We start from the raw sequence: 22,654 nt of genomic DNA on the forward strand, positions 1-22,654 counted from the left end.
CCTTGTATTTGTTTAGTAAATTTACTTTAAACTTTAGTAATAATTAATACATCTTCTTTAGTTATTGTCTCACTTAATACGATTTCAAGTTCATCGTACGAATTCGTATTAGTAACGATGATTGGGGTTGTGACGGAATACCCTGCTTCTTCAATTTTATTGATATCAAATTCAACAAGCAGATCCCCTGCTTTAACTTTTTCACCTTGTCCGATATGTGCTTTGAAGAATTTACCGTCTAATTGAACTGTATCCATACCAATATGAATTAGTATTTCCGCACCGTTACCTGTTGTAATACCTATTGCGTGTTTTGTTTTAAAGAGCGTTGTAACTACACCATTTGCAGGTGCGTACATTCGACCTTCATTTGGATGAATCGCAACACCTTTACCCATTGCTTCCGAAGAAAAAACCTCATCTTGAACGGCTGATAATGGAACAATGGCACCGTTTATAGGGCTTAAAATATTTTCACCCTGTACAGTTATCTCTGCAATGGTGCGATCCAAATCATTTTCAACTAATTCTTCGTCATAAACTTCTTCTTGCATTTTCTTATCACCGACTACCGCTTCAGTATTTTCTTTTTGATTTATGCGACCGAAGAAGTATGTTAATACGAAAGCAACGGCAAATGCAATGACGATTGCAACCATCATGCCCCAAAACCCGCCGTCAATTCCAATTTCTGGATGAATAAATGTTGGGATTTTAAATACACCCAAAGGTCCTGCACTATAAAGTGCTGCTCCTGTCATTGCAATAATTGAACCACCTACAGCAGATCCGATACAACTCATAATAAATGGTGTCTTTAGTGGTAGTGAAATACCATAAATTGCAGGCTCTGTAACACCAAAGAATCCTGATACAAAGGCAGGAAGACTAAGTGTTTTTAGCTTTTTATTCTTGGTTCTTATCCAAACAGCAAGCACTGCGCCAATTTGTGCAAAAGATGCAGCAAATGTCATAGCAATTAGCATATCAAATCCTTGAACTGCTAAGTTATTGTAGTAAATCGGAATGATTCCCCAATGAATACCAAAAATGACTAATACTTGCCAAAATCCACCAACAATTATACCTGCAAAGAGTGGGGCGAATTCATAGCCTGTTTGAATTGCGAATCCTATGGACTGTGCTAACCATGTTGCGATTGGGCCAATGATGATAAATGTTAATGGCACAATGATGAGCAATGTTAAGAATGGTACGATAAATGACTTAACCACTTGTGGAATAATCGATGCAAACCTATGTTCAACTTTAGCTGCGAAGTAAGTGGATAGAATTATCGGTACCACCGAAGCCGTATAACTCATTAAGATAATTGGAACGCTTAAGAATGACACTTGTACTGGTGATTCTAATACGGTGCCACCGAATAATGTCATATATGGTTCGCTTTCTCCAATTGCTGCGAGATTTGGATGAACAAGTGCAGCAGCAATTGCCATACCAAGAAATGGTGTACCCCCAAACTTTTTCATCGCTGTATAACCTAAGAAAATAGGTAAAAATGTAAAGAATCCATCTCCAATGACATTCAGTATTTGATAAGTACCACTAGTATTTTCTAACCAACCTAGAGCGACAAACATTGAATTGAACCCTTTTATAATACCTGTGGCCATAAGCAACGGAAGAACTGGCAAGAAGATATTCGAGATAATATCTATGAAACTAGAGATTAGTCCCTTTTTCTCTTCACCTTTCCCATTATTGTTATCTTCCTGTTTGTCATTTTCAAACCCGCCTTCAGCAACTACTGCTTTATAAACCTCAGGAACATGGTTGCCGATAACTACTTGGAATTGCCCTGAACTTTCTCGAACGGTGACTACACCATCTTGTTCTTCTAAAGCTTTCTTATCCACTTCCCCATGATCCTTTAATCTGAAACGAAGTCTCGTAACGCAGTGAGTTACGCTATTTACGTTCTCCGTACCCCCGACTAAATCAATAATGTCTTTTGCCAATTTTTCATACTTCATAATCGAACACCTTCTCTCTACTTATGAATAATTGCAAATAAAAAACCTGAACCAATTTGAATAGCACATAGTCTTATGTGTCTTTCAAATCGATTCAGGTTATGCCCAAAATAGGTAACATTCCTTCATTTAAATATATAATTTTGTCGTTAATTAATTAACAATTACAATTTACCACTACTTTTCTACTAAGTCAATAAACTTTAAAACGTTTTCACAAATTAATCACGTATAGTTGTATCTTGTTGGCGATAAGTTACCCGGTGGATATGAACGGTTAAATAGACCTTTTCATCATTGGAAATTTCCCAATCATAATTCTTTTCAATATAGATGGCAATTCTTTGGGTGCATTGAAATGCTTCCATATACTTTTCTTTCACCTGTTTATATAGAAAATCATCGTACGTATTACCCGATCTTTCTTTTCGAATAAGACGGGTGGCAAAAAAACGGAGATGTGTTAAAAACCGTTCATAATTAATCGATTGCTCATCTAATTCGATTTTGAAATAGTATTTTACAATAGTTAGGATATTGTTTACCATTTCAGTAACTTTAACTGCTGCAGTCATATTTTCACCAGAAAGTTGGCTATTGACTAAATGCAATGCAATGGATGCTGCTTCATCTTCGGCTAATCTTACCCCTGTTTCCGCTTCTACAATGTCAAGGGCTTTAAGAGCAACTTGGAATTCCTGTTTATAGTATCTGCGTATTTCCCAAAGCAAAGGATTCTTTAGATCAATCCCTCTTTTATGCCTTGTAATCGCAAAACTCAAGTGGTCAGTTAATGCTACATATAAATAATCATCCAATTTATACGTGAGATGCATTTTGGCTAATTCAAGAATTTTGTAGGAAAGATCCAGAAATTTTCCGGGTGTATCTTTCATCAATTCAGCAAGCTTTAAAGCTACACTAGAACTTTCCAGCACAAAGGTTTTTTCAACTTTGGAAGCGTCAATTACTTCTCCAACCTTTTTCTGAAATGCCAAACCTCTGCCCATGACAACCATTTCCTGATCTAATTCATTTTTAGTCATTACCACATTATTATTTAATACCTTCGTAATTTTCATTTATATCCACACCCGAAAGGCAAATTTGTATTTTGACTGATAAAAAACCTAGGTGAACTAAAATTGTAGACAAAAAGTCCCACTACAACTTCAATTAACCCAGGTTTTGCCTGCCAAACAGTAACAATCCTTTAAGTTTACTATATTTCATTATAAGTGATTGCGGTTTCAAATGCAACGGATAGGGATACAGCTAATTCACACATAAACATTTGATCAAAATACTTTCTTTATTTTGCACTTAATTGATCCCCGCTAAATATCTTATAAAACACTTACTAAACTAAATCTTCTTGACCCTGGTTTTTCCTGAAATTCACTATTGTCTCATTTATCCGGATCAGTTTTTCCTCCAGTTCCTCCAATTCATTTAACTCATTTAATATTTCTTTTTTCATTTCTATCTTTTTCAAGCATATATTAAGATACGTACTGATATTTCCAACCTTATCCGTTAATTCCATCAATCCATATCTAACGGAATCCACCTTTTTCATACCGGAAATAACTGTTGATGGCTCATAATAATAAAGAAAGTCATCTATATCCATATTATCCTTTGCCTTATTGCAAGCAAAGCAAGCAGGAACGCAATTCGAAAAGGAAGATATTCCCCCATGGTTTTTTGGAAAAACATGATCAATTGTGTCAGCATTTTCTCCGCAGTAAATGCATCTTTCACCGTATCTCCTGAATACCAATTTTCGAAACGTTTCTCTATCAAAGTATTTTCGAATCAGTCTGGGGTGCACAATATATGCTACCTTACCTTCAACTAATTGAAGCGCCTTCTTATAGGGTACAAAGTAGCTAAATGATTTGCCATTTGACCTTTTTCCTCTCACCTCGATTTCAGACTCTTTTTCAAGCTCCGGGATTTCGGTTATCTTTGCTTCTAACATTGCATTTTTTATAATGTTGCATTTCCTGCAATATGATCTCCATTTTTTCTTACTCTTTTTCGAGAACTCTAATACAGACAAGCTCTGCCCACAAATTCTACACACTTTCGTCCTGTCCAAGACACTCTCCGCCCTCCTGGTTCAACGTGATTATTTAGGGTCACGCATATATCTATCTCTTAATTAGATGGAAATAATATGTTGTATGGTATTTTACTTTGAAGATGTGGTTCGCTGATTTTCCATGAAGACATGCCGCTCTATTTGTAATGCAACGGAAAGCACGTGGATAAATGCTTCTTGTATTGTAGCGTTTTTCAAATGCATTTCGAAGTAGGAATGTAAATGTACTGCAATATCTTTTCTTGCATTGTAATCAAAATGATAAAAATCAATTATTGGAAAGTATAGTGCATCACCTATTGGTATTAAGGTTCCTACGACAATTTCCCCTGTTTTAGGTGGTATAGCTGCAGGATCATACACAATGACATCCAGCGTCTTTTCTGTCAGTATATCAACAACAATAAGAACCCGATCATTATATTTATGACCAACATGATAAAATTTGGGAACTGCTTTATCCCATTCCCTCAGCCAAGATGTAATCAGAGGTTTGTTGTTAAGTAATTGACTATTACTAGCAATATAATCCGCTACACAGCTCATCTGCTTATCTTGACTTGCATGATAAGACATCTGCCACCAAAATATATTCTTCTCCAGAGCTTGCCGCTTCTCTTCTCTCGGAAAATGATCATCTACATATTCCTTCATTACTGGGTAGTGTGCTGCATAATAGTGTTCCAAGGCATATTTCGTAAAATCATTATATACCCCATTTAACAATTCATACCTTACTTCATCAGAAATAGGATAATCATGCCGGAAATGTTTCGCTTTGGATTCAGACTGTGCAAACTTCACTACCTTATTCATTGTCTTTATCTTTTTCATTTTATCCTCCCTTTCATTTGTCTTTGTATATAATTCGACATAAATTTCTATATTCCTCTTTACTTGCGATATTTTATGCTTTGAACTTTTTTTTCATTTTAAAAGAAATGACCAATGCAAAACTGTCTTGTTCAGTGATGATAGAACAGTCCCAACATCCCAAACGGATAAATTGAAACAATAAGTTCACCTTTTATGCCATTTTGAGAAATTTGTTGCATCAGAATAAAAAATACAATGTACATGATTTGGCAATTAGAAGGAAAGGGAAAATCAATTTTCGTTCTGAAACAACAGCGTAAACTTAGAAGTGATTGTCCATGGTACGCTAACTGTGCAGATGGTGCCCTAAAGGCTGGATTTTTCTCATCCATCACAAGAGTACTACCATGGACACAAACAAATTCAAGTGTGGTGGTCTTCATTAAATAGCTAATAAAATTCTATATTTAAATTTATCTGATTTCTCGACATAGAGCCATCTCAACGAAAAACCTTCTTTTCAATTGTGTTCTTTTCAACTTCTTTTATGTCTATTTCATAACCAATTCCGGGTTTATTGTTTACAGTAAGCAGACCATTTTCGGCTATTACTTCTGGCTTAATTATATCTTTCTCCCAATACCTGGAGGAGGATGCTGTGTCTCCTGGAAGTGTGAAATTTGCCAGAGATGCGATGGCGATGTTATGTGCTCGTCCAACCCCTGATTCAAGCATACCACCACACCATAACGGGATGCTTGCTTCTTCACATAAATCATGGATTTTCTTCGCTTGAGTTAAACCACCAACACGCCCGACCTTCATATTTATAATTTTCCCACTGCCAAGTTCAATTGCTTGGCGTGCATCTTCATAGGAATGAATGCTTTCATCCAAACAAACAGGTGTTTCAATTTGTTTTTGTAATTTTGCATGATCAATCAGGTCCCCAGCTGTTAATGGTTGTTCAATCATCATCAGATTAAATTCATCCATCGCCTTTAATGTTTCCATATCTTCCAGCGTATAGGCAGAATTGGCATCGACCATTAATGGAATATCTGGATAATGCTTGCGTACTTTACGCAGAACTTCCAAATCTTTTCCCGGTTTAATTTTAATCTTAATTCGCTTGTAGCCTTCCTCTGTTTTTTTCTGAATAGCCTGCAGCAAGTCTTCTGTATTATCTTCAATTCCTAGGCTTATACCTACCTCAACCGACGATTTACTACCACCTAATACATTAGAAAGTGACTCCCCTTTTGACTTGGCATATAGATCCCAAACAGCGCCTTCTAATGCTGATTTAGCCATGTTATTCCGCTTATACACGTTAAAGAAATCTTGAAGCTCATCCGGATGCCCAAGCTCCTTATTGATAACTAAAGGAATAAGAAATTTCTCCAGCATGTACCAACTTTGTTGAGTAAATTCTTCACTGTAAAGCGGTCGCTCAGTCGTTACACCTTCTCCCCAACCAGACAGCCCTTCTTCATTCTTTACTTCCACTAATAAAAATTCTCGATCCTGTTCAGTGCCAAAACTTGTTGTGAAAGGATTCTTCATACGCATTTGTATTTTGTACAAAACAATCTCACTTACTTTCATATCTTTTAAACAGCTCCTTTTTTTAAATTGGACCCCAGTTCATCATCACTGCAATCGTTAAATAAACAATACCTATGGCAGACCAAATCAACACTAATGGAAATACAAACTTAATCCATTTAACCCATGAAATACCCGCAATTGCTAGGTTTGCCATTAAAATTCCTGAAATGGGTGTGATGACATTGGAGAACCCGTCCCCCATTTTATATGCCTGAACAGCAACCTGGCGTGGTATTTCCATAATATCTGCTAGTGGTGTCATAATTGGCATGACAATCGCAGCCTGTCCACTTCCAGATGAAACGATAATGTTAAAAAGTCCATTTGCTATAAACATAACAATGGCTCCCATAACACTTGTGAATGGTGACATGACATTTGCCATGCCTTGAACTACCGTGTCAAGGATTTGTCCATTTTCTAATACAACTACGATAGATCTAGCCATACCGATAATCATTGCACCATAAACAAGACCTTTACATCCATTAAAAAACTGTTCCACCAACTCATTTGGACTAATTTTAGCAATCAATGCTGTCCCAATTGCAATGATTATAAACATTGCCGCCATTTGGTTTAATGACCAACCAAATTGGAATACACCGAAGATATAAATCCCAATCCCAACTGCAAGCCATAGTAAAACAAATTTATGAATACCATTTAATTCCGTTGGTACTTTATCCATACTCTTTTCATCATACTTCGGAAAACGATTGTCACCTAATACACTTTTTCCAGGATTTTTTTTCACTTTATTCGCATACCACCAAATATAACTAATTGTGGCTGCCAATACGGTAAGATAAATAAGAATTCGATAGCTAATACCTGAGAAAAGTGGTACCTGGGCAATCTGTTGTGCCATTCCAGTAGTTAGTGGATCCAAGAATGCCGTATTAAAACCTGCATAGGCTCCAAGGTAAATAATCGAAACGCCAACTACTGCATCAAGCTTCATGGAACGGGCGAGAATGATACCAATTGGTATAAAGGCAATAACCGCATTTACGATAATCCCCAAAGCCCCAAAAATGGAAAATAATGCACAAACAATAATAATAAGTAAATATTCCTTGTCCTTCGTCTTGTTAATTGTTTTCATAATCAGAGCATCAATTGCCCCTGTGTACTCAATTACTGCAAATGCTCCTCCAATTATTAATACTAAGAAAATAAGAGAAGCAGATTCAATTAGACCTTGCTGGATCGAAGTGAAAACTCCAATAACTGATGTCGGATGTTGTTCGGTACTTTCATAACTATCAGGAACTACTGTTGTTATCTCATCCACTGTTTCTCGCTCAAAGCTGCCTGCCGGAATAACATATGTAGCAATTGCAGCCAACAACAAGATAGCAAACAATATTACATAAGCATCTGGTAAAACTAACTTCTTCTTCTTTCTTTCTATTGGCTTCTGCTTGTCATTCATATAACTCCTCCTATTTCAAATAATTGTCGAAAGATTTTCAACTTGCATATGATTATAATAAAGTATATAATTTATTGCAAGATAAAATATTGTAAATACTTTAAAAAGGTGATACTTATGAAACCCGATTATGTAAAAAAAACGGAATCCTATTTTCCCACTTTGACAAAAGGGCTGAAAAAAGTTGCCGATTCCTTACTCTCTGACCCTATGATATTTGCTATACATTCTGCCAAAAAAGTAGGAGACACGATTGGGGTAAGTGAAACAATGGTTATCCGATTTTGCAATTCAATTGGGTACACCGGATATACTACATTACAAAAAGAAGTAAGAAAGCACCTATTAGACTTAAATAATGCTTCACTTGAAGAAACATCGGAATCAAGCAATGCCACCAACCACTTTGCGGAAAGTATCCTGAAAGATATGGCTAACCTGAGAAGCAATGTCGATAAATTGGAAGTCAAACAAATTGAGGACTTAGTTGAGACCATTATTAGTAGTGAAAAAGTGGTTATTGCAGGATACTACAATTCCTTTGCATTCGCTCACTGGTTTAATTTCAATTTAAATTACATAATAGGAAATGCATCTCTTTATCGACCAGAAACAGATGCTGGATTACTGGATTTATTACCAGAAAACGCATGTGTTATTGTGTTTTCATTCTACCGATACGCCCTGGATACCATTAGACTTGCAGAAGAGGCGAAAGAAAAGGGTATTAAAGTATTAACCATTACGGACTCTCGCGTTGCACCAGTTGCGGAATTTGCTGAAGTTGTAATCCCAATTACCATTACCGAGAGCAGAATCATTAGTAAAGGACCTGTTACATTATCGGTTATCAATTCCATTTTATTTGAAATCATTCAACGTGTAGAAGAACGTGGCAAGATTCACTCCACATTCAAATATTTTATAAAGGATGGCGAAGATTAATATGGCTAAACTAGAACAACAGGTAAAAGACACATTTGATTACCTTCATAATCATGCAGAAATTAGCTGGGAAGAAACCGAAACAACGAAATATATCGAAACAATTTTACGGGAAAATGATTGTACTGTGACAACCTTTGATGATTGCACTGGTGTGATCGGTGAGTATGGAAATTTCAATAAGAACCTTCCCGTTGTAGCCATTCGTGCAGATATTGACGCACTTTGGCAGGAAGTCAACGGCAAGTTCCAACCAAACCACTCCTGTGGACATGATGCCCATATGTCGATGGTTTTAGGATTATTATGGATGGTAAAAGAAAACCCTTCATTGATAGATAAAGTAGCATTGAAGTTTATTTTCCAGCCAGCAGAGGAAAAAGGCTCCGGCGCTTTAAAAATGATCGAAAAAAATGTAGTCGATAATGTCGATTACCTATTTGGGGTACACCTTCGTCCCAAACAAGAATCTGAAATGGGTCGAGCCACTCCAGTCATAGTCCATGGTGCAACAAAAATGTACAGCGCAGAAATTAAGGGCCATGATGCACACGGAGCACGACCGCATTTAAATAACAATGCAATTGAAATTGCAGCACAACTTGTTAACCTGCTAGGTAAAATCCATCTCGACCCGCGTGTCCCACATTCAGTTAAGATGACGAACATCCAAGCCGGTGGAAAAAACACAAACATTATTCCCGGAAACGCATCTTTCTCATTAGATATGCGCACACAAAATAACGAGCTGATGGAAGAACTGGAAAACAAAGTGAACAGTATTTTCGAAGCCATGAAAAATTTATATGATGTCGATATTGATATAACAAATATTGATGGTATTGCAGCAGCCAAAACAAATGATGAAGCAATAGCGGTCATGGAAAATGCAATCGCAAACACACTGGGCAAAGAAAATGTAGATCAACCACTGGTAACCCCCGGTGGAGATGATTTTCACTTTTATACCATTAAAAAACCAGAACTAAAAGCGACTATGCTTGGTCTTGGATGTGATTTACAGCCTGGACTGCATCACCCGAACATGACATTTGATAAGGAAGCATTAATGAACGGCGTAAATATATTATATGCAGCAATAAAAAAGGTATATGGAATAAAAAAATAAAACCGTTTTAGGAAAAATGGATCTTTCACAAAGTACGGGGAAATTAATAGGGTTGTTTCTTTATATACACATTATACCGGTTCCTAATAAACCAACTGATTGAACCGGAAAAACAAGGTTAGTAGAAGCTAAATTGGAATTAGTTCTCGTTTAACTGGAATATCACTTTTTACGATCGTTTTTTATCTCACCACACTTAAGGCAAGGTTTTTCGTAACGTATATAGTCGTTTCGTTGCAGTGTACGGTATCAGTGGATTAAAAATAAGGTAGAACCTTAATATAGAAAGGATCAACCTTATTTCATCCCACTCTCACGTCTAATTGAGACAGTCTTATCCAACTTCTTACCCTAATCATTCAAGGTACAGATCATCAAAACTCGGAAAGTGATCATTTGTCCGCAAAAATTTATAAGTCTTTTGCAATTCCTCATTGGGCTTAACTCCTGATTGAATGGCATGGTTATATTCTCGTCGCCATTCGTCAACACAATTATATGTTTTAAGTACATCAAGAAGCTTATACAAACGTATTTCTTCCCTTGTTTCTAAATAATTTTCTTTCCAATAGGTGATGGCTACCTCCCACTCATGGAGAGCTGTATACAATTGAAAAACAGCCTCAACTATCCTATTGACTTTTCCTTCAAATTGATAATTCCCCATTTTGGTCTTCGATTTTTGCTGTTCTATTGCTAATTTTAATTTCTTCGCTTCTTCTATCGCAACTTCTGTCAATGGAGGTGTTGGTAATAAATTTACAAAGACTTCAACTAATTCCGTCAGATCATAACCCGATTCATCTTGGTTATCCAGTATCAGACTGAGGCTGCTCTTCACCCACGTTTGTGGTTCCTCCACTCCCTTCTTCATTCTCAATGTTTGTTCCAGAAAGGATTCTTGCGGAATATTAAGTGCTACAAACGGTTCATCACTGACGAACATGTAGTACCCTGTTGCCTTGCAAAATAACCTATATAACCTTTCCATACATTCAGCTGCTTCTTTACGATTTTCAGGATTTTGATAGGCTGAAATCAAGTCCTTGTAAAATCGTTTAGCAGTAAACCGCCATTTTGTGCGTTCTTTTTTGGATATCACCGAATTGGGTGCTAAATAATAGTCATTCTTCGCATCCTCAATAAATGTTTCAATGTCGTCGGATAGGAGACTCATATCAGGTGTTTCAACCTGGCCATTTGCCAATTTTCGTTTCTTTTTTAAAAATTCCGGATCCTCGATCAGCTGATCAAGCTCCTTGTCATCCTTTATTTTTTTTGGAACTGCCTTGTACATTTCTACTACAAGCATCTGTAATTCCTTCTGTGAATAGGTTTGAATCTGTAAACGTAAATCTTTTACTTTCAAAAAAATCACACTCCCCATTAGAATTAAAGTTTTAGAACAATCCCCTTATCCAAAAGCGAAGTATTGTTCATCACCTTATAACCTAAAGTCAAATGCCCTGCCCAAAACATTTTTTATACTTTTTCCCACTCCCACATGGACACGAATCATTTCGGGCAGTCTTATTCGTTTTTACTATCGGCTTGTTGGTTGAAGGAATTTTGAACTGTTTTGAATTAGACCGTTGCTCGAAAATGGAATTTCTTTTCGATAGTGATCTTTCACGTTCTTTGTAAAATGCTGCCCAATATTGCATTTTATTGATTGTATCATCAATAAAATCATAATGACCAAGCGACAAGCTCTCATTTAAAACCTCTTCTTTATCTCTTGTTAATGTTTGTTTGACACTATCGAGACCAATCGTCCAAGTAACTACAAGGTCAGCCTCAAATATCTTTTCTATCAAATCGTACATTTGATCGGGGTATAGCTGTCTTGCGCAGATAATAATCTCCGAAATAAAAAAATTACTGGAATCAGGTGTTTTCAACTGTTTTTTTAACAATTCCTCAAAATATGCTAATACTTGCTCTCTATCCATTTTTCCATGTAATACCAGTGTTACGAGCGCTATTAACCCCTCGGTGCGCGCATATTCGTTTGCATTTTGGTCTTCTATTAATTCTTTTAGCTTTTCAGTATCCAGGACAGTAAAAAGTTTTCGAGCAATAAGAAGCCAGCCAATCGTCATCAGAATCAGGAATTTCCTGCTTGTTTTGAATTATTTTTGTTATGGGTAAATGCGGCTGACGAGCAAACATGCGAAAAATAAATTTGCGCAGATAAGCCATCACTGTAGCCTCCGAGACGATTGCTTTAGACGGGTTCTCAGATAGCGAAAGAAGTGCAGACGACTCCGATTTGAAAACTGGACGGCGATTAATTGTAACATGCCCATGGCGATGCAACTGCACATAACAAAGCCCTCGATGGCTTTAATGGTTTGTTGTATGTTTCTCCGTTCTTTCGGATCAGTGACTTGATCTACCGGATGAGCCTCTCCCTTCTTTAGATACCTGTTCAGCTTCGGCATGCATTTTCACCAGAATTGATAGCCGAATGCTCCAATGGCTTGCTTCATTTCCCGGAAGGTACATTCGATTTTGAAACGGCACCCATACAAACGAATGATGTCGGTGGGTTCCAGCGTCAAATCAGTGCTCACCAAAATGGAGGGCTGTCCGTCCAATTTCACCAGCACAAAACGAAGTTCCTGATAGAGACCTTATCCCCATAGTAAATCCACGCATAAGTACTGGACGGTTTGCTCTTTACCGTACATCTTCACTTTTGCCGTTTGAAACTCATCTGTGCGGTTTTGAAAAAGGGGCTTCAGTTTGATCGTTTTCCCTTTTTTCCGCGGGCGTCCCCGTCCTTTCTTTTTCTCGGGAGGGTGTTCATAGGCTACGGCATTCAACTTGGCCTTGGTCACAAGATGTGTATGGGCGGCTTCTGACTGGTTCCATTGATTCAAGCGCTTTAAAGCAGGAACGGATAGAAAGTAGCGATCGAGAAGTAGCAAGGCTTTCCCAAACACTTTCGTGGTTTTCAAGCCCTGATCGATCATTTGTACCACATGGGATTCCTGCCGTTCAGCTGGGTTGATCCAGCTGAAAATGGTTTTGACACCGTCTTGAGGATTTATGAATAAGGGCAGACAGAACCACTTCTTTGGTGTACCCATTAGGATACCGGTGGTACCAAATAGATGACCGAAAATATATGTTGCTTTGGAGGAATTCTCTGACTCCTGATGAAGTTTCTTAACACCAGGCATACGCCGAGCCTCCTTGGACTGTTTCATGCCATCCCCTACAAGCACCACCCGCCCATTGAGGTAAAAAAGGGGAGCGATTCGCTTGACCACTTTAAGCCACGTCAACCGCAGGGATTCCAGTGACCATGCGGAGGAGCGAAAGAAATGAATCAGTGTTTCGTAACGACGAGCGGGCAAACCAAGATCACGCATAATCGAAGTCACTCCTAAATGATCCGAACGTAACATCAAACCCGTAATGATGATGACAAACCAGTGGAAGGTTTTTCCCGGGAAAAGCATGGACGAAATTCACAAAGAATAGAATTGATATATTTTAACATAGGTATGGTCAATCGCATGAAAATAGGGTACACTTTCACTATAATCCTTTCAGCGATCTAATCTCCTTTCCGACAGTTAGGATATTAGTATATTTCGCCAGAAAGGGTTATTTTTCCTGCTTTTTCCTGTTAGAACTTTTCACTGTCCAGTTTGGATACATATGAATATTTATTTCTTCAGGTTGAAGCTCAAGGACAGTTCATCCGCTTCCTTTAAAAAGAATGAATCAAAAGAACCGTCCCTGTGCTTCACACCTGTGCTTCATATAACTTCTTTAACTCTCTCAAAAATTATGTTCGCCATAAGCTTATGACCTTGCTCATCAAGGTGCATATAATCAATAGTATTCATTGATACAGTTTCACTTGAATCTAAAAAATAAATAGCTGTTCCTGCTAATAATTGTTTTAAATGACCGGGTAGTTCCTTTGATTTAACATCACAGTCTCTCCCCATTGGTAAACTAACATTTGTTTGCATATATTTCGGGTTTATATGAGGTGGAGCGACAACTAATACATTGGGATTGCTGCCATCTTTTCCAGTTTCAGTGCTTTTAACTTTTTGAGCAAGTCGCGTTATTCCTTGGGCGATGTTATATGCAGTCATGCCAAACCTTTCCTTTGTATCATTTGTGCCCAACATAATGATTACAAGCAGTAATGGTGCATGACTTCTGACACAGGGATGAACATAATCTAAACCATTTAACCCCTCTATTAACGGATCGTCCATAACACTCGTTCTTCCAGGCAAGCCTTCTTCCACAACCTGATAATCATCTCCTAACATTTTTTGTAATAGGCATGGCCATCGAATCGCTTCAGAATATCTGCCCATACTTTCCGCATGAAAGCCCCATGTATTTGAATCACCAAAACAGACAATACGCTTTTTCATAATTTCTTGACCTCCAACACATCATTTAATTTGCCTTTTTTACCGTTTTCTCATGTAAAAAACAAAAATCACCCCAACAATCGTTAGCAGTGATTTTTGACATGAGTATCAAAATAATGCATGTAAACTTATTCAATCCTTTACTCTCCTATTAAAGTCTTCAACTGATACACAGCACCCTGCAAGTTAGCATCATTGCCATTCTGTGCGAACTTTAACTCTAAGGATCGCTGAAAGGAAGGCATAATTCGTCCATCGACACATTTTTGCAACTTATCGAGTAAATAGGCTCCCTGTTCAGAGACGCCACCGCCAATCACAATCAATGAAGGATTGAATATGTGGACAAGCGATTTAATTCCTAATGCGATGTTATCAATCCACTGATCTATGATCCATTCCGACACGTCATCTCCATTTTGAGCGTTGTTAAATAACTCTGGTAATGAGATTTCTTGTTTTAATTTATGATGTGCACGTCGCTCCAAAGCTTTGCTCGAAGCATATTGTTCATAGCATCCTTTATCCCCACAAAGACAAGCCTCTCCACCAGGATAGAGTGTCATATGCCCAAATTCCCCAGCAGAATAAGCGGCTCCATTATAAACTTGACCATTTATAATAATCGCTCCTCCAATACCGGTTCCGAGTGTCATACAAAGAAATTGATCATTATGCTGAGCCGCTCCTAACCAATATTCACCGATAGCTGCACAGTTGACATCGTTATCCACCACTACCGGTAAATGAAACGCCATCTCCACTTCTTTCTTTATATTCAAACCAGTATAACCAGGGAGAGAATCAGTGGCATGAATGACACTTCCCTCCTGTTTATTAATTTGACCAGCTGTACTAATGGCAATTCCGTCAAGCTGGTATTCCTTTTGCAGTGTTTTGGCAAGCTCTATTAATTGAGCGATAATGGCTATGCCGCCTTCACTTGCTTTTGTAGGAACTTTCGATTTAAAGAGAATATCCCCTTGTGCATTGATCACACCATATTTAATATTTGTACCACCGATATCAAAAGCACCCGCTATCATTTTTGTTCCTCCATTCATGTTTTACTCACTAGTTCAAGATGTCTACAAGGAAGGTCGATAGTTCAGGGAAGAAAATCAGTGCAAGCATCACTACCACGATCGGAACTAAGAATGGTAGGACTCCTCGATACATCGTGCCCACCGGAATATTACCAACCCGTGATACAACAAATAAGGCCATTCCCATTGGTGGTGTCAAAATACCGATCATTAAGTTCAGGATAACAAATGCTCCAAAAAAGATCGGATCAATGCCAACACTTGTTACCATTGGAATTAACACTGGAACAACAAGCACGAGTAAGGCAAGCGCTTCAATAAATGTTCCTAGAGCGATCAATAGTACACTGATTAACAAGAGTAGAAGAATCGGATTCTCTGTCACCCCTAAAAATGCATCAGCAACTTTAATTGCTACTCGCTCTCTGACCACGAATTGTCCAAAAAACTCAATAGCTGCAAGCATGAGGACAACAACACCAGTCATCTTCATAGCTTCCACGAAATTATCATATACTTTTTTCAATGTTAGCTCTTTATAGACAAAGAACCCTAGGAATAAAGCGTATACCGTACTCACAACGGCAGCTTCTGTCGGTGTAAAAAATCCCGAGAAAATCCCAACGATAATAATGATCGGTGTCAGCAATGCCCAAAAGGCCTTCCGGAAATTCTCCCAGATTACTTTAAAACTGACTCGCTCTAGAACTACATATTCACGTCTTTTCGCCATTATATACGTTGTAATAAATAAAGCGATTGCAATCATAATTCCGGGTACCAACCCTGCAATAAACATAGAAGCAACCGAAACATTAGCAATTGCTGCATAGATAATCATGTTCAAGCTAGGCGGTATAATCCCACTAAGAATCGCTGTAGCTGCCGTCAAACCACCATTAAAGTCATCATGATAGCCTGCCTTTCGCATCGTTCTAATCTCTAGCTGACCAAGCCCACCAGCATCTGCCAGGGATGAACCAGACATGCCAGAGAACATTAAGCTAGCAGTAATGTTCACATGACCTACTCCACCAGGTACATGCCCAACTAAGGACATAGCAAAATTGAAAATACGGTCTGTAATCCCAGAAGCGTTCATCAACGTACCAGTTAAGATGAAGAATGGAATTGCTAATAGCGTGAAGTTATTGATCCCATCAATTAATTGCGCTCCTGAGGCAAATACCAGGTTCCAATCTCCCATTAAAAAATACGCAAGTGCTGCAATAAGTAACGTGAATCCGACTGGAATACCGATAAACAGTAATACTATCCATAGAATAAAAATGATAGCAATTTCCATTTACTTCACCTCCGCAGCTTTACTTTTGCGCCATTCCTTAACCAAACGTTCAATTAATCGATAAATCATAAGCAGGGTGAGAATTGGCAGTGCTGCATACATGTAAGCATAGGATATTTGCAATGTAACAATCGTCAAATGCTCTTGTCTTTCTACAATAGGTATACTAATACAAAACACTACGATCAGCGCAGCAAGAATCAATAATTGGTTAAATGTATACACCCATTTTTGTGCTTTAGCTGGGAGTTTCTTAAGGAAAACATCAATCGATACGTGGCTGTCATCTTTTATACAAGCTACAATTCCTAAATAACCCGCATAAATAAATAGCAGTTTACTTAACTCCTCTGTCCACACCAAGGGTACACCTATTCCTTGGCGTGTCAGAGTTTGTACAACTAAAACAACCAGCATGATGACAAACAGTGCGGTGCCGATAATTTCCTCAAAGTTGTCATGAAATTTTTTCAACATAAATAATCACCTTCACGGTTGTTTATTGGCGTGCTTCTTGAATCATTTCCATATACTCTTTTGCGCCATCACCAATTTTTTCATAGTAGTTAGGGTATGCTTCTGAAAGTGCTTCTCTAAATTCAGTTAAATCAGGTTCTGTGATGGTTACACCTTCTCCTTCAAAGAACTCAATTAATTCTGCTTCCTCTGTTTGGAACAATTCTGTGTGATGGTCTGTAGCCTTATCAATACCTTCCTCCAGGATTTGACGCAGATCATCAGGAAGCTCCTGCCACGTCTGTTCACTGACCACATAAGTATTGTCATTCACAACATGATTCGTTAAAGCAATGTAATCCTGTACTTCATGGAAGCTTTGTGCACGAATTGCAGATAATGGATTCTCTTGTCCATCCACTTGTCCAGTTTGTAGTGCAAGATAGACTTCTCCAAATGCCATAGGTGTCGGAGTCGCTCCTACATATTCTGCATAATCTAGTAATGTCTGTGCTTCCGGTACACGAAGGCTCATCCCTTCCATATCTGCTAGTTTGTTAATTTCTTTGTTTGAAGATGTTACACGTGTCCCATTATATGCACTGTCAACTACACGTAGTCCATGCTCGTCGATTAATTCATTACGCAATTCTTCACCAAATTCTGTTTCATAAACAACCCGTTTGATGTGATCAAAATCTTCAATCACATATGGTACCGCACATATGGTACCGCCAATAACTCAGCGCGTGGGAGCCATTCACCAAAACGTCCCATTTCTGATAATGTAATATCAAGAGAACCATCTGACAGTTGCCCAAGCATGGAAAGGTCATTACCAAGTTGTGCATCTGGGTAAATGGTGATGGTCATTTGTCCATCACTTGCTTCTTCTACATAGTCTGCAAGAAATTGAGCTGCCTCATATTCATTGGACTGTGTATTCGGTTGCATACCGAACTGTAGTTCAACCGGTTCACCTGTGCTTTCCCCATTGTCACTATCTGAAGAACTATCTGACGTACTATCTTCTTCACTATCTCCACATGCCGCAAGAATTAGTACTAGTGCTAAAGTTAACATGAAAAACAATTTTTTCTTCATTTAATTTCCCTCCCTAGTTATGTTCGATTCATTCATTTTCATTGAAAACTTTTTGGTTATGTTCTGTGGTCTCGTAATGGCACTACCTACTACTACAGCTGAAGCTCCAAGCATAAGAGCTCGCTTTGCCTTTTCGGGTGTGTCAATATTTCCCTCTGCAATCACCGGTAAATCACTTGACTTAAGGACTGCTTCCAACGTCTTTAGAGGTTCGTCATCTTCTGTATAAGACGTATATCCGACTAGGGTTGTACCCACAATATCCACACCACATTTTTCAGCATGGATTGCCTCTTCTGCCGTTGACACATCCGCCATGAACTTTTGCTCTGGGAATCGTTCCTTTACCTTTTTGAAAAAGGATTCAAACGTTTCATTGTTCGGGCGAATTCTATCTGTTGCATCAAAGGCGATGACATCTACACCTTCTTCATACAGATCCTCTACTTCCTTAATCGTTGGTGTAATTCGAACCTCACTGTCGTCATAATCCTGTTTAATGATCCCAATTATCGGTAAATTTACTTCCCCTTTTATCGCTCGGATATCAGCAACAGTATTGGCTCGTATACCACTTGCTCCCCCTTGATAGGCAGCCAGTGCCATTTTAGACATAATAAATGAACTATGAAGCGGTTCATCTTCTAAAGCCTGACAAGATACAATTAGTTTTTTACTCATCTGCTAAACTCCTACTAAGGTGATTTATTCTCCTACTGATAGGAGATCGATAATTTTTTCTGCTTTTTTCTTTTCCTCTTCACTAATTTCTCTGAAAGGAAATTTCATATATCCTCCATCAACGCCCTGTTGTTTTAAAACATGTTTAATTGATTGATAAACACCAACTTCTTCTAAAATCGAAATGACCTTATTCATTCGATTTTGAAAATCACGTGCTTTCGGAAGATCTGAGCTTTGTACGGCATTAAATACTTTAGTGGCTTCTTTACCAATGAGGCTATAAGTACTACCGATTGCACCATCTGCTCCAGATACAGCAAATTGAAGAAGCATATCATCTGCTCCACCGAAAAATACTTTATCAGGGTGCAATTCTTTCAACTTCGTCAGCTTCGAAAGATTTGGATCGGAATACTTAACACCAATGACATTTGGCAATGCTAATAGCTCACCGTAGTTCTCCATCGTGATTTCAGTTCCAGTAAGAACCGGAATCGAATAAACAATCATCGGATGATTCGTCTCTTCCGTAATTCGTTGATAGTAGGCTTTCATTTCTGCAAAATTGAATTTATAATAATACGGCGTAATTGCAGATAGGGCATCATAGCCAAGTTCTTTGGCCGCATTTCCTAACCTGACCGCCTCTTCGATGTTTAATGAGCCGATTTGTGCAATCAAGGTAACGTCATTTCCTGCTTCATTTTTGACAATTCGTAGGATCTCTTCTCGAGTACTCTCATCCATCAGAAAACTTTCACCTGTGGAACCGCCTACATATAACCCATTAACTTTCATTTCATCAATATTATGTCGAATCACCTCCCGTAGTCCTTTTTCATTGAGCGTTCCATCCTCATTAAACGGTGTCAACAAAGCTGTCATAATACCATTCATTCTATATACCTCCATCCAGCGGCAATTAGGTATCCGCTTTCATTCTTCATGATTTAGGTGTATCATAACAATATGGAAACAAATTATCAATAATTATTTTATTATTGGAGTTTATCTCCAATTAGGCTAACATAAGATATAAAGTCGCAAAAACGACGACCAAAAGGATACAATTAGAATCGAAGGAGGATATATATGGCTAATCAATTAGATGACAATACGGTGAATTTAAGTATTCTAATGGAGCAAAACAAAAACACATTTACAAAATCTGAGCAAAAGATGTACCAATACATCACGGAAAATTTTGAACAAATCGTTTATCAATCACTAACTGAATTGGCAATTGCTTGCCAAGTCGGGGAAGCTACAGTTTTACGTTTTTGCCGTAAATTAGGCTATAAAGGGTACCAGGAGTTCAAGCTGTCTTTGGCTAGAGAGCTTTCTATTCGGGAAAAAAGCAACAATGATGAGACATATATCGAAAAAGTGAGAAATAATATGATCCAAGCGGTTGATGATACGTACCAATTAGTCGATGATGATCAATTACAGAAGGCGATTGAACAGATTAATGAGGCAAAGACAGTTGTTATATATGGTATTTCATCATCAGGTATCGCTGGATTGGATATGCAGAACCGGTTAATGCGTATCGGGGTGAATATTCAAACCATCACAGATTCCCATACCCAGGTGATTCGCTCCAACTCCGTCAGCGATGATACGGTCATTATCGCAATCAGTCTAACAGGCAGTACGAAGGATATCATTGATGCCGTCAAGACAGGAAAGGACAATGGTGCAAAGGTGATTGCCATAACGAACTATATGAAGTCTCCGCTAACGCGATATGCTGATATTGTTTTACTGACATCTGCCAAGGAAAACCCATTGGACAGTGGTTCGCTTGTTTCAAAGATTTCACAGTTATATGTGATAGACCTTTTATGTACGGGAATTACAATGACAAATTACGAAAAAGCCAAACAAACAAAAGAACGAATCGCACAAACTATATCCAATAAGTTATATTAAGGGGGAAAACATGGATCCAAGGAAAGCTTTTGTCTTGATCTACATAGAAACTAACGAATCTTTCTGAAAAGAAATAGGAAGCATCCATTTATATTGATGCTTCCTTCGCTATATGTGCTTTGATTTATTGCTACCGCTTAAATACTGTACCTCGCAGTCGGGACTCCAAGCGCTTGTACTGCCATTCTGAGAAAAACACTAAAGCGTCTTTCCAGAAATCAGAAGTAGGATTTGAAGAAATCGGCGAAAGAGCCAATTTCGTTTTTACTTTCTTACTTCTTGAACAAAAGCGCTGGAGCTGAACGTGGGTGTTTGGGTATCTAAGTATATCCACAGCATTTGAATTTTATAGTTTCTTACGTCTGCATAGAAGGCCACCTTTACGGAAAAGATGACCTTCTTTAATTAGGCTTGTTGTTTCTGAAATGCGCTGGCAATCTTTTCCCGGCCCTCTAGGATATCCGGATGAAACTGGATGGACGCATTTTCACGAACGGATTCAACTTCTTTCATTGCTGCATCTATTTTCTCGTCAATGGATTTCGAATCACGGATCATTTGTTTCACAATGGATAAGCCGGCGAGCTTACCCTGTACCATGGCAACTTTAGAGCTTTCAATGCCTGTGATGTTACCTGCGACAAATAAACCTTCCACAGGCGTTTCCATCTGTTTATTATGGACAGGAACATGCCCACCCAGCTCTTCCACATATTGAAAAGGACAACCGATGACAGCCGCAAGTTCAGTTAACGGATAAAGTCCACCGGCGATACAGACAAAGTCCACTTCCACTGTCTTTTCGCTTCCTGAAATGGGCTCTCCATCAGATTTCACATCACATATCGTGACCGACTCGACTTTTTTTGTTCCATTTATAGAGACAATTGCTTTACGGATATGAATGGGCATGCCCCACATTTTCACACCGCGTTTCGGATAAAATGTAACCGCCATATTACGGATCCAGTTTATTTTGGCAAATTTACTTCCGAAACGAAGAAAAGCAGATGGAGCAAGATGTGCAATTCGTACCAATCCATCCATCACCTTCTTCGGATTACTGTGTTCAGATGTAACCGAATTTTTTACCGGCAACGCCATACTATGCAGTCCAACACCGGCCAGCTGTAGTTCCCTGGCAATTGCAGCGGATAATACATTCACACCGGCTATGATTCCTTTATTACCGACACGGACACGATGTACATTCGTCATGACCTGAGCAGCACCTATCGACATGACACCCGGCAGCGTCCAACCCGGAATCGGTGCTGCCGACTCGGCGGCCCCGGTTGCGATAAGCAGACTTTTTGCCGGAAACGTTCCTTTATTCGTATGTACGATAAATCCATTTTCCGTTTTTTCGATACTATGACAGGATACACCACATTGGATATCTGTATATAACGCTGTTGCATCATCAAGCAGCTTTTTGGTTTCTTCAATCCCGTTCCACCACTGTCCGTCAGGCTCCTGATGCAATTGACCGAGTAACCTACCACCCGGTTTTGGAAATTCATCCAGGACGGTTACATCCAGATTCCACTTACGGCAGGAAATCGCAGCAGATATACCTGCCGGACCAGCACCAATAATTACAACATCAGACATGATTATTTCCCACCTTATGATTATTTCTTTGCTCAAATTCCGTATATGTATGCG

Annotated in this window: 21 protein-coding genes; 3 read left to right on the forward strand and 18 right to left on the reverse strand. The window is 38.5% G+C overall.

Annotated features, from left to right (window positions below; genetic code table 11):
- Window positions 1-26 precede the first annotated feature (26 nt).
- From AC6HVZ_RS10885 to AC6HVZ_RS10910, 6 genes are all read right to left on the reverse strand, one after another.
- Window positions 27-1,997, reverse strand: a complete 1,971-nt coding sequence (locus AC6HVZ_RS10885; RefSeq protein ID WP_497558188.1) for a beta-glucoside-specific PTS transporter subunit IIABC — start codon at window positions 1,995-1,997, stop codon at window positions 27-29.
- Between the two features lie 221 nt (window positions 1,998-2,218).
- Window positions 2,219-3,079, reverse strand: a complete 861-nt coding sequence (gene licT, locus AC6HVZ_RS10890; protein WP_497558189.1) for a BglG family transcription antiterminator LicT — start codon at window positions 3,077-3,079, stop codon at window positions 2,219-2,221.
- A 278-nt stretch (window positions 3,080-3,357) separates the two neighbouring features.
- The gene (locus tag AC6HVZ_RS10895; protein ID WP_497558190.1) at window positions 3,358-3,981 is read right to left on the reverse strand and encodes an HNH endonuclease; all 624 of its coding nucleotides are present in this window, start codon (window positions 3,979-3,981) and stop codon (window positions 3,358-3,360) included.
- Between the two features lie 213 nt (window positions 3,982-4,194).
- Window positions 4,195-4,938 carry a hypothetical protein gene (locus tag AC6HVZ_RS10900; protein WP_497558191.1) on the reverse strand — a complete coding sequence of 248 codons (744 nt, stop codon included), beginning with the start codon at window positions 4,936-4,938 and terminating at the stop codon, window positions 4,195-4,197.
- 483 nt (window positions 4,939-5,421) lie between these two features.
- Window positions 5,422-6,528: an o-succinylbenzoate synthase gene (gene menC / locus AC6HVZ_RS10905; RefSeq protein ID WP_497558192.1), complete on the reverse strand. Its 1,107-nt coding sequence runs from the start codon at window positions 6,526-6,528 to the stop codon at window positions 5,422-5,424.
- A 22-nt stretch (window positions 6,529-6,550) separates the two neighbouring features.
- Complete coding sequence (locus tag AC6HVZ_RS10910) at window positions 6,551-7,969, reverse strand: YfcC family protein (protein ID WP_497558193.1); 1,419 nt, start codon at window positions 7,967-7,969, stop codon at window positions 6,551-6,553.
- A gap of 117 nt (window positions 7,970-8,086) precedes the next feature.
- Here AC6HVZ_RS10910 and AC6HVZ_RS10915 point away from each other — a divergent pair, with 117 nt between their 5' ends.
- Window positions 8,087-8,914, forward strand: coding sequence for a MurR/RpiR family transcriptional regulator (locus AC6HVZ_RS10915; RefSeq protein WP_497558194.1), 828 nt, complete (start codon window positions 8,087-8,089; stop codon window positions 8,912-8,914).
- 1 nt (window position 8,915) lies between these two features.
- Complete coding sequence (locus AC6HVZ_RS10920; RefSeq protein ID WP_497558195.1) at window positions 8,916-10,043, forward strand: M20 peptidase aminoacylase family protein; 1,128 nt, start codon at window positions 8,916-8,918, stop codon at window positions 10,041-10,043.
- Window positions 10,044-10,398: 355 nt separating this feature from the next.
- Here the strand turns inward: AC6HVZ_RS10920 and AC6HVZ_RS10925 are convergent, their stop codons facing one another.
- From AC6HVZ_RS10925 to AC6HVZ_RS10975, 11 genes are all read right to left on the reverse strand, one after another.
- A complete protein-coding gene (locus AC6HVZ_RS10925; protein ID WP_497558196.1) occupies window positions 10,399-11,412 on the reverse strand; it encodes a hypothetical protein in 1,014 nt (337 codons plus the stop codon).
- A gap of 88 nt (window positions 11,413-11,500) precedes the next feature.
- Window positions 11,501-12,145, reverse strand: coding sequence for a DUF1186 domain-containing protein (locus tag AC6HVZ_RS10930; protein WP_497558197.1), 645 nt, complete (start codon window positions 12,143-12,145; stop codon window positions 11,501-11,503).
- A gap of 534 nt (window positions 12,146-12,679) precedes the next feature.
- Complete coding sequence (locus tag AC6HVZ_RS10935) at window positions 12,680-13,513, reverse strand: transposase (protein ID WP_497558198.1); 834 nt, start codon at window positions 13,511-13,513, stop codon at window positions 12,680-12,682.
- Window positions 13,514-13,816: 303 nt separating this feature from the next.
- Complete coding sequence (locus tag AC6HVZ_RS10940) at window positions 13,817-14,455, reverse strand: GDSL-type esterase/lipase family protein (protein ID WP_497558199.1); 639 nt, start codon at window positions 14,453-14,455, stop codon at window positions 13,817-13,819.
- A gap of 140 nt (window positions 14,456-14,595) precedes the next feature.
- Entirely contained in the window at window positions 14,596-15,501 is a 906-nt protein-coding gene (locus AC6HVZ_RS10945; RefSeq protein ID WP_497558200.1) for an ROK family protein, read from the reverse strand.
- Window positions 15,502-15,529: 28 nt separating this feature from the next.
- On the reverse strand, window positions 15,530-16,807 hold the full coding sequence (locus AC6HVZ_RS10950) for a TRAP transporter large permease (RefSeq protein WP_497558201.1): 1,278 nt from the start codon (window positions 16,805-16,807) through the stop codon (window positions 15,530-15,532).
- On the reverse strand, window positions 16,808-17,281 hold the full coding sequence (locus AC6HVZ_RS10955) for a TRAP transporter small permease (protein ID WP_497558202.1): 474 nt from the start codon (window positions 17,279-17,281) through the stop codon (window positions 16,808-16,810).
- A gap of 25 nt (window positions 17,282-17,306) precedes the next feature.
- Window positions 17,307-17,972 (reverse strand): DctP family TRAP transporter solute-binding subunit, encoded by a 666-nt coding sequence (locus AC6HVZ_RS10960; RefSeq protein ID WP_497558203.1) that lies wholly within the window; start codon window positions 17,970-17,972, stop codon window positions 17,307-17,309.
- Entirely contained in the window at window positions 17,969-18,367 is a 399-nt protein-coding gene (locus AC6HVZ_RS10965) for a hypothetical protein (RefSeq protein WP_497558204.1), read from the reverse strand. The genes AC6HVZ_RS10960 and AC6HVZ_RS10965 overlap by 4 nt, the downstream gene beginning before the upstream one ends.
- On the reverse strand, window positions 18,368-19,048 hold the full coding sequence (locus AC6HVZ_RS10970) for an N-acetylmannosamine-6-phosphate 2-epimerase (RefSeq protein WP_497558205.1): 681 nt from the start codon (window positions 19,046-19,048) through the stop codon (window positions 18,368-18,370). It lies immediately after the preceding gene.
- Between the two features lie 24 nt (window positions 19,049-19,072).
- Window positions 19,073-19,948, reverse strand: a complete 876-nt coding sequence (locus AC6HVZ_RS10975; protein WP_497558206.1) for an N-acetylneuraminate lyase — start codon at window positions 19,946-19,948, stop codon at window positions 19,073-19,075.
- Between the two features lie 195 nt (window positions 19,949-20,143).
- On the opposite strand from AC6HVZ_RS10975, the gene AC6HVZ_RS10980 reads away from it, so the two are divergent.
- A complete protein-coding gene (locus tag AC6HVZ_RS10980) occupies window positions 20,144-20,986 on the forward strand; it encodes a MurR/RpiR family transcriptional regulator (protein ID WP_497558207.1) in 843 nt (280 codons plus the stop codon).
- A 405-nt stretch (window positions 20,987-21,391) separates the two neighbouring features.
- On the opposite strand, the gene AC6HVZ_RS10985 is transcribed toward AC6HVZ_RS10980, so the two are convergent.
- Complete coding sequence (locus tag AC6HVZ_RS10985; RefSeq protein ID WP_497558208.1) at window positions 21,392-22,600, reverse strand: NAD(P)/FAD-dependent oxidoreductase; 1,209 nt, start codon at window positions 22,598-22,600, stop codon at window positions 21,392-21,394.
- Window positions 22,601-22,654: the final 54 nt, after the last annotated feature.

It is taken from the genome of Oceanobacillus sp. NCCP-135 (assembly GCF_059698015.1).